Here is a 12,898-nt window from a genome sequence, read left to right as displayed (position 1 = left end):
GTTCCACAGTGTCAACGCTGCGCCCTGTCGCGGCAAAGAAATAGGATGATTCCATGCCCAAAGGCCTCACTTTTCTGCCATCGCTGGCCCTGACCGCCGTGATGGCCCTGCCGCTGGCCGCCCAAACCGCGCCTGATGCATCGACCGTCGTGGCCCGCGTGAACGGGGATGAGATCACATTGGGTCACGTCATCGCGACCGCATCCGCCCTGCCCGCGCAGTACCAAGAGCTGGAAGATGAGGTGCTGTATGACTTCATCCTCGAACAGCTGGTTCAGCAGCACCTGCTGAGCCAGGAGCAGGACGAGCTGAACCCCCTGAACGCGCTGCGGCTGGAAAATGAAACCCGATCCCTGCGCGCGGTGCAAACGGTCGAGGCGATCACCGCCGCCACCGTCACGGACGAGGCCATTCAGGCCGCCTATGACGCCCAGTTCGCCGATTTCGAAGGCGAGGATGAATTCAACGCCAGCCACATCCTCGTCGAGACCGAGGAAGAGGCCAACGCCATCAAGGCACAACTGGATGACGGCGCCGATTTCGCCGAACTGGCAAAAGAGAAATCCACCGGCCCCTCGGGTCCCAATGGCGGCGCGCTGGGCTGGTTCGGCACCGGCCAGATGGTGCCCGAGTTCGAAGGCGCGGTCATCGCGTTGGAAAAGGGTCAGGTCTCGGATCCGGTACAAACGCAGTTTGGCTGGCACGTGGTCACGCTGAACGATAAGCGCAAATCGCAGGCCCCCGCGCTTGAGGCTGTGCGGGGTGATCTGTCCCAGACCATCCGGCAAGAGGCGATTCAGGCCAAGATTGACGAGCTGACCCAAAGCGCACAGATCGAACGCCCCGCGCTGGAAGGCGCTGGCCCCGAAATCCTGCGCCAGATCGAACTGATTCAGGAGTAAATCCCGTGGCCACGATCACAAAGGTTTCCCCGCTGGCCCCGGCGGGCTTTCCCGAACTGCCCGCCATCGACGGCGTACGTTTCGCCACCGTCGAAGCAGGCGTGCGATATCAGGGTCGCACCGATGTGATGCTGGCCGTGCTGGACCCCGGCACTTCGGTGGCCGGGGTGTTCACCCGGTCCGCCACCCGCGCGGCCCCGGTGCTGGACTGTCAGGACAAGATCGGCGGGCCCTCGGACGGGCCCGCGGCGATCCTTGTGAACTCGGGCAATGCCAACGCGTTTACGGGACACTACGGCCAGACCTCGGTGGCCGAGCTTACGCAGGCCGTCGCCACGGCGACCGGTGTGCAGGTCGAGCGCGTCTTTACCTCATCGACCGGTGTGATCGGCGAGCCGCTGCCGCATGAGAAGATCGTATCGCAGCTTGAGGCGCTGAAAACAGGCCTCAGCCGCCACGCCATCGAAGACGCTGCGCGCGCCATCATGACCACGGATACCTTCCCGAAAGGAGCCAGCGCACAGGTCGAGATCGGCGGCAAAACAGTCTCTATTGCAGGGATTGCGAAGGGGTCCGGCATGATTGCGCCCGATATGGCGACGATGCTGGTCTATATCTTCACCGATGCGCAGATCGACCAATCGGTGCTGCAATCGACGCTGGGCGCGCAGACCGACCGGACCTTCAACTGCATCACGGTCGACAGCGATACCTCCACCTCGGACACGCTGCTGCTCTGCGCTACCGGAGCCTCGGGCGTCGATGTCACCGGCAATGCCGCCTTCGCGGACGCTTTGGAAACGGTGATGCTGGACCTCGCGCAGCAGGTGGTGCGCGACGGTGAAGGGGCCACGAAATTCGTAGAAATTCGTGTTACCGGGGCTATGACGGACGCGGATGCCAAGGTGCATGGTCTGGCGATTGCCAACTCGCCGCTGGTGAAAACCGCCATCGCGGGCGAAGACCCCAACTGGGGCCGCATCGTCATGGCCATCGGCAAATCCGGAGCCGCCGCCGACCGCGATCGTCTGAGCATCTCTTTCGGAGACATCCTTGTCGCCGAAAAAGGCTGGGTTAGTCCCGATTACAGCGAAGACGCCGCCGCTGCCTATATGAAAGGTCAGGATCTGGTAATCGCCGTCGATCTGGGCTTGGGTGAGGGCGCATCCACCGTCTGGACCTGCGACCTGACCCATGGATATATCGAGATCAACGCGGATTACCGCTCGTGAAAACAGTCCTCGTCTCCGCCGTGGCTCTAATCGACATCGAGGGCCGCGTTCTGCTGGCCCAACGACCCGAGGGCAAATCCATGGCCGGCCTCTGGGAATTCCCCGGCGGCAAAATCGAACCCGGCGAAACCCCCGAAGCCGCCCTGATCCGCGAATTGCACGAGGAACTGGGCATCAACACCTGGGCCTCCTGCCTCGCCCCCCTGACATTCGCCAGCCACAGCTACGACGATTTCCACCTGCTCATGCCGCTCTTTGCCTGCCGCAAGTGGGAGGGCATCCCGCAGTCGAAAGAAGGTCAGGCTCTGAAATGGGTGCGCGCAAATGACCTGCGGAACTATCCGATGCCAGCGGCGGATGTGCCGCTGATCCCGATTTTGAGGGACTGGTTGTAGGGCAGAGTTTTTGAAAGTTCGATTTAGTTTGGCAGGATCACTTCCAGTTGCTTAAGAGAATTACAATCGTTTTAGGTCTCTTGCTTTTCGCCTTGTTCGGCTATTTGCCTTTCGAACTCGCCGAGTGCGACAAGATGATGAAAGAACATGGGCCGGTCTTTATCTGCCTACCGATTACCTTTGTTGCAATCCCAATAGTCGCCACTGTCTTTTTGGTGTCATTGGTCTTTCTCGTTAGGGCAAGAGCGAGGAAGTAACAGCCTCATTTGTCCTCCCTGCTCATCCTATTCCACCATCTGCCATACCATTACCTTTACTGCGGGCAATTTCCTTAGCATCGTAACCTGCGCCCGGAGTGTGTGGACCATGGGATTTCGGAGGCTGAGCTTCTTTGCGTTTTTTTGCTCTGAGAAAGCTCCAAACCGCAATCAAAACGAACGCCACAGGCAAGAGAAGCAGTATTAACTGGTCAATCGTCATCTAAATCTCCACAGCGAAACTTGGAAAGTAACATTAGTCGAGATGTGCAATGCGAACAATGCAACGCTGACTTCCGGTTAAACTAAACGCAAATGGTTGACCTAACGGTTGCTCGACTGAGGCAACCTTATTTGAGTAATATGATCGGTTACTAAATCGTTCTCCGCAATCCTCTGTTTTCTTAATCAGTTTGGTCCTTTACGCTTGACACAGAGTTTCACAAGCAAGGGTCAAGGCGCATGGAGATCGTTGGAGTTCTATTCCTAGTCGTCATGTTTTTGGCGCTTGGCGCGGTCCTTTATGCGTGGTGGCAGAAGTTCATCATGAACAGGCCTGACCGCTACGGTAAGGGTCCCCAACATGAGCTCCGTGGTTCTGAAAACCATACAAAGGATGTTGTTTAGATCCAGTTAAAGGCGGCGTTGGCCGCTGGAAAAATAGACGCAGCTCCAGCGAATTCGCACTTTGTACATTTTGTACAAAACGGAACATCCCCCCTCCAACCCTGTTACAATTCGTAAGAATTGAGAAAACATCAGGCAAAACTTGACGCTGATCGTGGCCGTGCCCTCAATGGGGCATTGGCGTTCGGGCACCATCCCGGACCCGCCATTTCCGACCCGGGGAGGGGTCGGGTGGGGAGGAGAGAAAGATTGGCTCAGACGCAGTCGGGCGCTGAAGGGATGCACTCGCTTCCGGCGCTGTTACACCGCAATGCCGCGCAGTTCGGGGATGCCCCGGCCTATCGGGAAAAGGAATTCGGGATTTGGCAATGCTGGTCCTGGGCTGAAACCGCCAAGGAAATCCGTGCGATAGCGCTTGGGTTTCTGGAGATTGGTGTTGAGAAAGGCGACCACATTGCCGTCATAGGCCGCAACCGTCCGGCGCATTACTGGTCGATGGTGGCCGCGCAGATGGTGGGTGCGGTTCCGGTTCCTTTGTATCAGGACTCGGTCGCTGAAGAGATGGCCTATGTGCTGGAACATTGCGGCGCGAAATACGTGGTCTGCGGCGATCAGGAGCAGGTCGACAAGGTCATCGAGATTCAGGAAAACCTGCATCAGGTCAAACACATACTCTATACCGACCGGCGCGGGATGCGGAAATACGACCACTCCCAGATGAACGCGCTCGAGGACATCAAGGCCGAGGGCAGCGCCGGGCATTTCCGGTTCGATGCGGAGCTCGACAAGCGTATCGGGGCGATCACCTATGACGATACCTGCGTGATGCTTTATACCAGCGGAACGACCGGCAAGCCCAAGGGCGTGGTCCTGTCGAACCGCAATGTCATTGAAAGCGCTAAGAATTCCGCCGAGTTCGACCATCTGACCCGGAACGAAGACATCCTGTCCTATCTGCCGATGGCCTGGGTGGGCGATTTCATCTTCTCCATCGGTCAGGCCTATTGGTGCGGCTTCTGCGTAAACTGCCCCGAAAGCGCGGACACGATGATGACCGACCTGCGCGAGATTGGGCCGACCTATTTCTTCGCCCCGCCGCGTGTGTTCGAAACCCAGCTGACCAATGTCATGATCCGCATGGAAGACGCGGGCAAGCTCAAGCGCAATATGTTCCACCATTTCATGGCGCATGCCAAGAAGGTCGGTGGGTTGCTGCTGGACGGCAAGCCGGTGGGCTTTGGTGACAAGCTGAAATATGCGCTGGGCAATCTGCTGGTTTACGGGCCGCTCAAGGATACGCTGGGCTATGGCCGGTTCCGCGTGGGCTATACCGCCGGTGAGGCGATCGGGCCGGAAATCTTTGATTTCTATCGCTCGTTGGGCATCAATCTGAAACAGCTTTATGGCCAGACCGAGGCCACGGTGTTCATCACCGTGCAGCCCGATGGCGAAGTGCGCGCCGATACGGTTGGCGTTCCTGCGCCGGATGTTGAGTTGAAGATCGATGACAAGGGCGAGATTCACTACCGCTCGCCAGGGGTGTTTGTGGAATATTACAACAACCCAGATTCCACCGCCTCGACCAAGGATGCCGAGGGCTGGGTGGCCACCGGCGATGCCGGGTTCATCGAAGAGGGCTCGGGCCATTTGCGGATCATCGACCGCGCCAAAGATGTGGGCAAGATGGCTGACGGGTCGATGTTCGCGCCGAAATATGTCGAGAACAAGCTGAAGTTCTATCCGGATATTCTTGAGGTCGTGCTGTTCGGCAATGGCAAGGATCGCTGCGTGGCCTTCATCAATATCGACCTGACGGCGGTCGGCAACTGGGCCGAGCGCAACAATGTGGCCTATGCGTCCTATCAGGAACTGGCGGGGCATCCGCGTGTGTTAGAGACGATTCGCAGTCACGTTGAGGAAGTGAACAAGTCCGTTGCCGCCGATGAGATGCTGTCGGGCTGTCAGGTGCATCGCTTTGTGGTGCTGCACAAGGAATTGGACGCCGACGATGGTGAGATGACGCGGACCCGCAAGGTGCGGCGCGGCTTTGTCGAGGACAAGTTCCACGACATCATCGCGGCGCTGTATGACGGATCGGACAGTGTTTCGACCACGACCGAAGTGACCTATGAGGACGGCCGAAAGGGCTCGATCAGCGCTACGCTCGAGATTGTGGGCGCGCCGGTTGTCTCGGCCGCGCATCATAAGGTGGCGGCGGAATGAGGGGCCGTTCGAGCGCCGCTCGACCTGCGGTCATCGCCCCGCCCGCCGTCCCGTTTTTTGTGTCAGGGAGGGTCTGATGCTGGATAATTCCGAAGGATATGTCACCGAGGATGGCCGCCAGATCGGCGGCGTGGTGATGGAGATGAAGAACATCACCCTGCGTTTTGGCGGTGTGGTGGCGATCAAGGATATCTCGTTCGACATTCGAGAGGGTGAGATTCGCGCCATCATCGGGCCGAACGGGGCAGGCAAGTCCTCGATGCTGAATGTGATCTCGGGGTTTTACGTCCCGCAAGAGGGGGAGGTCTGGTTTCACGGCTCCAAGCGCCCGCCGATGCGGCCCTTTGAGGTGGCGCAGCAGGGGATTGCGCGGACCTTCCAAAACATCGCCTTGTTTGAGGGGATGAGCGTTCTGGACAACGTCATGACCGGGCGGCTGGGATATATGAAGACCAACATTCTGCAGCAGGCGCTGTGGAAGGGGAAGGCCGAGGCGGAAGAGACCGAGAACCGCGAGGCGGTCGAGAAGATCATTGATTTCCTTGAAATTCAGCACATCCGCAAGACGCCCGTGTCTCGTCTGCCCTACGGCTTGAAAAAGCGCGTCGAACTGGCCCGCGCCTTGGCGGCAGAGCCCAAGCTGTTGCTTTTGGACGAGCCGATGGCCGGGATGAATGTTGAAGAAAAAGAGGATATGAGCCGCTTTATCCTCGATGTGAATGACGAATTTGGCACCACCATTGCTCTGATCGAGCACGACATGGGCGTGGTGATGGACCTGAGCGACCGGGTCGTTGTGATGGATTATGGAAAGAAAATTGGCGACGGCACGCCCGACGAGGTGCGCAACAACCAAGAGGTCATCGACGCCTATCTGGGGGTCAGCCATGACTGATCGCCAAATGGAAATCTGGGGAGGCACCAATGCCTGAACAACTTGTCTTTGCGATGGAGGTCATCCTCAACGGTCTGATGGCCGGGGTGCTGTATGCGCTGGTCGCGCTGGGCTTTGTTCTGATCTACAAGGCGTCCGGGATTTTCAATTATGCCCAAGGGGTTATGGCCCTGTTTGCGGCGATGACGCTGGTCGGGATCATGAAAGGGCAGGTGCCGTTTGCGCATCTGATCAATGCGACCTTCGGCACGCATATCCATTACTTTGGCTGGAATGTGCCGGCGCTGCTGGCGATTATTCTGACCATGGCCGTTATGGTCCTGTTGGCCTGGGCGGTGCAGCGTTTCGTGATGCGGCATCTGGTGGGGCAGGAGCCGATTATCCTGTTCATGGCCACCATCGGTCTGGCCTATTTCCTTGAGGGCGTGGCCGACCTGATGTGGGGGTCTGAGATCAAGACGCTGGATGTGGGTCTGCCGCAGGGGATCAACCTGTGGATCGACGAGACGACCTTTAACATTTTCGACTACGGTTTCTTCATCGACAATCTGGATATCGTGGCGACGATCATCGCTGCCCTGCTGGTGACGGCGCTGGTGGCGTTCAGCCAATACACCAAACAGGGCCGGGCGATGCGCGCGGTGGCGGACGATCATCAGGCGGCGCTGTCAGTGGGGATCTCGCTGAACTTCATCTGGGTGATGGTTTGGTCGGTAGCTGGGTTCGTTGCTCTGGTCGCAGGGATCATGTGGGGCACCAAATCGGGCGTACAGTTTTCGCTGTCGCTGATCGCACTCAAGGCGCTGCCGGTGCTGATGCTAGGCGGCTTCACCTCGATCCCCGGAGCCATTGTTGGCGGACTGATCATTGGCGTGGGTGAGAAGCTGTTCGAATTCGCGCTTGGCCCCGCGCTGGGTGGCGCGACCGAGAACTGGTTCGCCTATGTGCTGGCGCTGATCTTTTTGGTGTTCCGACCGCAGGGTCTGTTCGGCGAAAAGATTATCGAGAGGGTGTAGCGTGGTGTTGGTCAATCACAACAGATCGCCGATCCAGTCCAACAGCCATAGTACCGGCAGGATAAAGACCGCGCAGATCAGTATTGGCACAGCCAGCGCCAAAGGCAGCAGCAGATATGCTATCGCCGCCAACCCGGCCAGCCCGATGAGGGACAGCATGAGATTGGCGAAGACGCCAGCAATGATCCAGCCGAACAATCCACGGTTGGGGTTGCCAGCGCGAGGACCAGCCTCGGAGGTTGCCGACGCTCGGCTTAGCAAAGCCTGTTTTGCAAGCGCCGCATCATCGTCACTGATGGTCCCTGCAGCGCGGCGGGTTTCCAGATCTTCAAGCTCTTTGGCGAGGGTATTCATGGCAAGCTCCTGTCGGACGGGCTGGATGATACTGCAAAACCGGACAAAAACCCGTCAATTCTGCGGCGTTTCCCGGAAGTGTGCTCAGCAGATGACAGGAGAGGCCGCATGACCAAGCTTCTCGCCATCATCAACGTCATCGCATGGGCCGGGTTCTGGGCCTTTGGGTATATCGCGCTCTCCTCGGATGATCTGACCGAAGGCCAGTTGGTCATTGCCGCCATCCTCGCCTTTGCGGGCCTGATCATGGGGGTTCTGGCTTACATGAAGCTGGTGCGCGCGTCCGAGGCGACCGGATATGCCAAAGGGTCCAACCAACTGGATGCCGCTGCCCGCAATCGGGCGCAGGAAGAATGGGGAAAGTAAGATATGTTCTATCGTGAAGCCGGGGACTTCAAAGTCTCATATGTCGATGACAGCCAGACTTTCCCGATCAAGTTCGACCGGTATCGGTATTACGTCGTGCTGGCCGTGGCATTCGGGATCATCCCGTTCATCATCAACGATTACTGGGCCAACGCGCTGCTGCTGCCCTTCCTGATCTACGCCATCGCGGCGATCGGGCTGAACATTCTGGTTGGCTATTGCGGGCAGGTCTCGCTGGGGACAGGCGGGTTCATGGCAGTGGGAGCCTATGCCTGTTACAAGCTGATGACCGCCTTTCCGGATGTGTCCATGTTCATCCACGTCCTGCTGGCCGGCGGTATCACTGCGATTGTCGGTGTGCTGTTCGGCCTGCCGTCCCTGCGGATCAAGGGGTTCTATCTGGCCGTGGCCACGCTGGCGGCGCAGTTTTTCCTTGTGTGGCTGTTCAACAGGGTGCCGTGGTTCTACAACTATTCGGCCTCGGGCCAGATCAACGCGCCCGAGCGTGATGTGTTCGGCATCATCATCACGGGCCCGAACGCGCCTGCCTGGGCCACCTATCTGTTCTGCCTGATCTTCCTGACGATCTGCGCCATCATCGCGCGCAACCTGACACGCGGCACCACGGGTCGCACATGGATGGCGATCCGTGACATGGATATCGCGGCCGAGATCATTGGGGTGAACCCGCTCAAGGCCAAGCTGACCGCCTTTGCCGTCAGCTCGTTCTTTGTCGGCATCGCGGGGGCGCTGTTCTTCGCGGTCTATCTGGGTGCGGTCGAGGTCGGAGAAGTCTTCGGCATCCAGAAATCATTTCTGGTGCTGTTCATGGTGATTATCGGCGGATTAGGGTCCATTTTCGGATCCTTCGCCGGGGCGGCCTTTCTGGTTCTGCTGCCGGTGGTTCTGAAAGTAGTCGGCGTCGATGTTCTGGGCTGGCCCACGGATATCGTGGCGCATCTGCAACTGGTGATCGTCGGCGCGCTCATCATCATGTTCCTGATCCTCGAGCCGCACGGGCTGGCGCAGCTTTGGCGCGTGGCGAAAGAGAAACTGAGACTATGGCCGTTCCCGCACTAGGGGCCAGGCCCAATCAAAAGACGGGTGGCAAGCCCGAACCTCAACATCGGATCAATCAAGGGAGGAGACACCCGATGAAAACGAAACTGGCAACCATGGCGCTGGGCGCCCTGATGGCTGCAAGCCCCGCACTGGCGGATCTTGTGATCCCGGACCTCAGCTATCGCACGGGCCCTTATGCGGCGGGCGGTATTCCGTTCTCGGATGGCTATAACGACTATTTCACGCTGCTGAACGAACGTGATGGTGGTATCGGTGGTGTTCCGGTTCGCGTGATCGAGTGCGAGACCGGCTATAACACCGAAAAAGGGGTGGAATGCTATGAATCCACCAAGGGGGAAGGCGCGCTGGTCTATCAGCCGCTGTCGACCGGGATTACCTATCAGCTGATCCCCAAAGTGACTGCAGACGGCATTCCGCTGCACACGATGGGCTACGGTCGAACCTCGGCGGCCAACGGCAAGGTGTTCAGCAACGTGTTCAACTATCCGGCCAACTACTGGAACGGGGCGTCGGGTGCGATCAACTATCTGCTGGATGAAAACGGCGGTGACCTGAGCGGCAAGAAAATCGCGCTGGTCTATCACAACTCGGCCTATGGCAAAGAGCCGATCCGCACGCTGGAAATGCTGGCTGAAAAGCACGGCTATGACCTGACGCTGCTGCCGGTGGATCACCCCGGTCAGGAGCAGAAGTCGCAATGGCTGCAAATCCGCCGTGAAAAGCCCGACTATGTGGTCATGTGGGGCTGGGGCGTGATGAATCAGGTTGCAGTTCAGGAGGCCGCCAACATTCGCTTCCCGATGGAGAATTTCATCGGCGTCTGGTGGTCCGGTGCTGAGTTTGACGTGGAACCTGCAGGCGACAAGGCCACCGGTTATAAGGCGCTGACATTCACCGGTCTGGGTGATGACTATCCGGTCTATGACGATCTGCGCAAATACGTGGTCGATGGTGGCAAGGCAGCCGGTGCCGGTGACCAATTGGGTGCCGTGCAGTACAACCGTGGCCTCTATGCAGCGATGCTTGCGGCCGAGGCGATCAAAACCGCGCAGGAAATGCATGGTGTGGCTGACATCACTCCGGCGATGATGCGGGACGGGATGGAAGCGCTGGAAATCACCAATGCTAAGATGGAAGGCCTCGGCATGGCCGGGTTCGGCCCTGAATTCTCGGTCTCGTGCGAAAACCACGGCGGCCCCGGTCTGGTGGGTGTCGTCCAGTGGGATGCGTCGACCGGAACCTGGAACAGCATTCAGGAGTTCAAGCCGACCGATGCCGAGGTGATCGGTCAGCTGATCGCAGAAGATTCCGCAGCCTACGCCGCCGAGAACAACATCTCGTCGCGCTGCGAATAAGCACAAGCGCCCCGGTTTGACCCCCGGGGCGCCCCAAGAACCCGAAGCGGCGGGTCATCTGCCGCTTCTTATGAACCGCCCCGGGTGGGCAGGTATGAGGACACGCGCTGATGCTGGATGCGGCACAAACCACGGATGTGCAGGCGGAAACCCTGCTTGAGGTCAACAATATCGAGGTGATCTACAACCACGTGATCCTCGTGCTGAAAGGCGTCAGCCTGACCGTGCCCAAGGGTGGCATCACGGCGCTGCTGGGCGGCAATGGTGCGGGCAAGACCACGACGCTGAAGGCGGTGTCGAACCTGCTGCATTCGGAACGGGGTGAAGTCACGAAGGGTTCGATCAAGTATCGCGGCCAGAGTGTACACGAAAGCGATCCTGCCGATCTGGTGCAGAAGGGCGTTATTCAGGTGATGGAGGGCCGTCACTGTTTCGAACACCTCACGGTCGAGGAAAACCTGCTGACCGGTGCCTACACCCGCAAGGATGGCAATGCCGCGATCCAGCAGGATCTGGAGCTGGTTTACAATTACTTTCCACGCCTGAAGGAACGCCGCCGTAGCCAGGCAGGGTATACCTCGGGCGGGGAACAGCAGATGGTGGCGATGGGCCGGGCGCTGATGTCGCGACCTGAAACCATTCTGCTGGATGAACCCTCCATGGGTCTGGCTCCGCAACTGGTCGAAGAGATTTTCGGCATCGTGAAGGACCTGAACGAGAAGGAAGGCGTGTCTTTCCTGCTGGCTGAACAGAACACGAATGTGGCGCTCAGGTTTGCGCATTACGGCTATATTCTGGAATCGGGTCGCATTGTGATGGATGGCCCCGCCGCTGAACTGCGCGAAAATCCGGACGTTAAGGAATTTTACCTCGGCATGTCGGACGAAGGCCGCAAAAGCTTTCGCGACGTGCGCTCATACCGCCGCCGCAAGAGATGGCTGTAAGCGGATGGAGGATCTTTCGATGAGTTTTTTCGACAAGCTTGAAACCCGATCCGCCGATGAACGCGCGGCCGATCACGCGGACGCCCTGCCCGCGCAGATCGCGCGGGCACAGTCTGCACCCGGCTATGCAACGATCCTCGCGGGCGTCGATGCGGATGCAGTGACCAGTGCCGAGGCTTTGGCCAACCTGCCGGTGCTGCGCAAATCCGATCTGACGCAGGCGCAGGGCACGCGGCCTCCGTTCGGTGGGTTCACCGTCAAGCCCGCGCGGCATTTCCAGCATGTGTTTCAGTCTCCGGGCCCGATCTATGAGCCCGGCAGCACCGATCATGACTGGTGGCGCATGGGCCGGTTCCTGAACGCCGCCGGGATTGGCCCCGGCGACATCGTGCAGAACTGTTTCGGCTATCACCTGACCCCGGCGGGCATGATCTTTGAAAGCGGCGCGCAAGCGGTTGGGGCCGCCGTGCTGCCCGCAGGCACCGGCCAGACCGAACTGCAGGTGACCGCCGCCCGTGATGTGGGCTGTACGGCCTATGCGGGCACGCCGGATTACCTGAAGATCATCCTCGACAAAGCAGATGCGATGGGTGTTGCGCTGCAATTCTCGAAGGCTGTGGTTGGCGGTGGCGCCCTGTTCCCGTCGCTGCGTCAGGAATACGCAGATCGCGGCATCACCTGCCTGCAGTGCTATGCCACTGCCGATCTGGGCAACATCGCCTATGAAAGCCCCGCGATGGAGGGGATGATCATTGATGAGCACGTCATCGTTGAGATCGTCACCCCTGGCACCGGTACGCCGGTGGCTCCGGGAGAGGTGGGAGAGGTCGTAGTCACCACGCTCAACCCCGATTACCCGCTGATCCGTTTCGCCACTGGCGATCTGTCGGCAATCATGCCCGGAGTCTCTCCCTGCGGACGCAGTAACTTGCGTATCAAGGGCTGGATGGGCCGTGCTGATCAGACGACCAAGATCAAGGGCATGTTTGTCCGCCCCGAGCAGGTCGCGGCGCTGGTCGACAAGCATGACGAGATCGTCAAGGCCCGCGTCATCGCCGCCCGGCAGGGAGAGATGGATACCATGACCGTCCAGATCGAAAGCCCCTGCAGCAATGACGGCGCTTATGCCAAATCCGTGGTCGAGGTGCTGAAGCTGAAAGGCGCGATCGAGGTTGTAGCCCCCGGCTCTCTGCCCAAGGATGGTTTGGTGATCGAGGATCAGCGCGTCTACGAGTGATCTGCGCGCGCC

Annotated in this window: 13 protein-coding genes; 11 read left to right on the top strand and 2 right to left on the bottom strand. The window is 59.1% G+C overall.

The genetic code is table 11. The features are described from left to right. The first annotated feature begins 53 nt into the window (after window positions 1–53). Genes ACR0J1_RS14820 through mutT form a run of 3 tightly spaced genes read left to right on the top strand, consistent with a single transcriptional unit; the run spans window position 54 to window position 2,529 of the window. Window positions 54–902 (top strand): peptidylprolyl isomerase, encoded by an 849-nt coding sequence (locus ACR0J1_RS14820; protein WP_480733740.1) that lies wholly within the window; start codon window positions 54–56, stop codon window positions 900–902. A gap of 5 nt (window positions 903–907) precedes the next feature. Then, on the top strand, window positions 908–2,134 hold the full coding sequence (gene argJ / locus ACR0J1_RS14815; protein ID WP_480733739.1) for a bifunctional glutamate N-acetyltransferase/amino-acid acetyltransferase ArgJ: 1,227 nt from the start codon (window positions 908–910) through the stop codon (window positions 2,132–2,134). Beyond that, on the top strand, window positions 2,131–2,529 hold the full coding sequence (gene mutT / locus ACR0J1_RS14810; protein ID WP_480733738.1) for an 8-oxo-dGTP diphosphatase MutT: 399 nt from the start codon (window positions 2,131–2,133) through the stop codon (window positions 2,527–2,529). The genes argJ and mutT overlap by 4 nt, the downstream gene beginning before the upstream one ends. 279 nt (window positions 2,530–2,808) lie before the next feature. Here mutT and ACR0J1_RS14805 read toward each other — a convergent pair whose 3' ends face one another. Next, window positions 2,809–3,009 carry a hypothetical protein gene (locus tag ACR0J1_RS14805; protein ID WP_480733737.1) on the bottom strand — a complete coding sequence of 67 codons (201 nt, stop codon included), beginning with the start codon at window positions 3,007–3,009 and terminating at the stop codon, window positions 2,809–2,811. A gap of 683 nt (window positions 3,010–3,692) precedes the next feature. On the opposite strand from ACR0J1_RS14805, the gene ACR0J1_RS14800 reads away from it, so the two are divergent. The 3 genes from ACR0J1_RS14800 (at window position 3,693) to ACR0J1_RS14790 (ending at window position 7,547) form a co-directional block, all read left to right on the top strand. Then, the gene (locus tag ACR0J1_RS14800; protein WP_480733841.1) at window positions 3,693–5,636 is read left to right on the top strand and encodes an AMP-binding protein; all 1,944 of its coding nucleotides are present in this window, start codon (window positions 3,693–3,695) and stop codon (window positions 5,634–5,636) included. Window positions 5,637–5,712: 76 nt separating this feature from the next. Then, window positions 5,713–6,531: an ABC transporter ATP-binding protein gene (locus ACR0J1_RS14795; protein WP_480733736.1), complete on the top strand. Its 819-nt coding sequence runs from the start codon at window positions 5,713–5,715 to the stop codon at window positions 6,529–6,531. A gap of 29 nt (window positions 6,532–6,560) precedes the next feature. Beyond that, window positions 6,561–7,547 carry a branched-chain amino acid ABC transporter permease gene (locus ACR0J1_RS14790; RefSeq protein ID WP_480733735.1) on the top strand — a complete coding sequence of 329 codons (987 nt, stop codon included), beginning with the start codon at window positions 6,561–6,563 and terminating at the stop codon, window positions 7,545–7,547. A 15-nt stretch (window positions 7,548–7,562) separates the two neighbouring features. Here the strand turns inward: ACR0J1_RS14790 and ACR0J1_RS14785 are convergent, their stop codons facing one another. Then, entirely contained in the window at window positions 7,563–7,901 is a 339-nt protein-coding gene (locus ACR0J1_RS14785) for a hypothetical protein (protein WP_480733734.1), read from the bottom strand. Between the two features lie 108 nt (window positions 7,902–8,009). Between ACR0J1_RS14785 and ACR0J1_RS14780 the strand changes: the two genes are divergently transcribed. The 5 genes from ACR0J1_RS14780 (at window position 8,010) to ACR0J1_RS14760 (ending at window position 12,886) form a co-directional block, all read left to right on the top strand. After that, a complete protein-coding gene (locus ACR0J1_RS14780) occupies window positions 8,010–8,267 on the top strand; it encodes a hypothetical protein (protein WP_480733733.1) in 258 nt (85 codons plus the stop codon). A gap of 3 nt (window positions 8,268–8,270) precedes the next feature. After that, window positions 8,271–9,347, top strand: a complete 1,077-nt coding sequence (locus ACR0J1_RS14775) for a branched-chain amino acid ABC transporter permease (protein ID WP_480733732.1) — start codon at window positions 8,271–8,273, stop codon at window positions 9,345–9,347. A gap of 74 nt (window positions 9,348–9,421) precedes the next feature. Further along, window positions 9,422–10,705 carry an ABC transporter substrate-binding protein gene (locus ACR0J1_RS14770; RefSeq protein ID WP_480733731.1) on the top strand — a complete coding sequence of 428 codons (1,284 nt, stop codon included), beginning with the start codon at window positions 9,422–9,424 and terminating at the stop codon, window positions 10,703–10,705. A 110-nt stretch (window positions 10,706–10,815) separates the two neighbouring features. Then, window positions 10,816–11,649: an ABC transporter ATP-binding protein gene (locus ACR0J1_RS14765; RefSeq protein ID WP_480733730.1), complete on the top strand. Its 834-nt coding sequence runs from the start codon at window positions 10,816–10,818 to the stop codon at window positions 11,647–11,649. A gap of 19 nt (window positions 11,650–11,668) precedes the next feature. After that, window positions 11,669–12,886 (top strand): phenylacetate--CoA ligase family protein, encoded by a 1,218-nt coding sequence (locus tag ACR0J1_RS14760; RefSeq protein WP_480733729.1) that lies wholly within the window; start codon window positions 11,669–11,671, stop codon window positions 12,884–12,886. Window positions 12,887–12,898 lie beyond the last annotated feature (12 nt).

The organism is Ruegeria sp. CJ3 (assembly GCF_056536725.1).
This window is presented reverse-complemented; position numbering and strand designations above follow the sequence as displayed.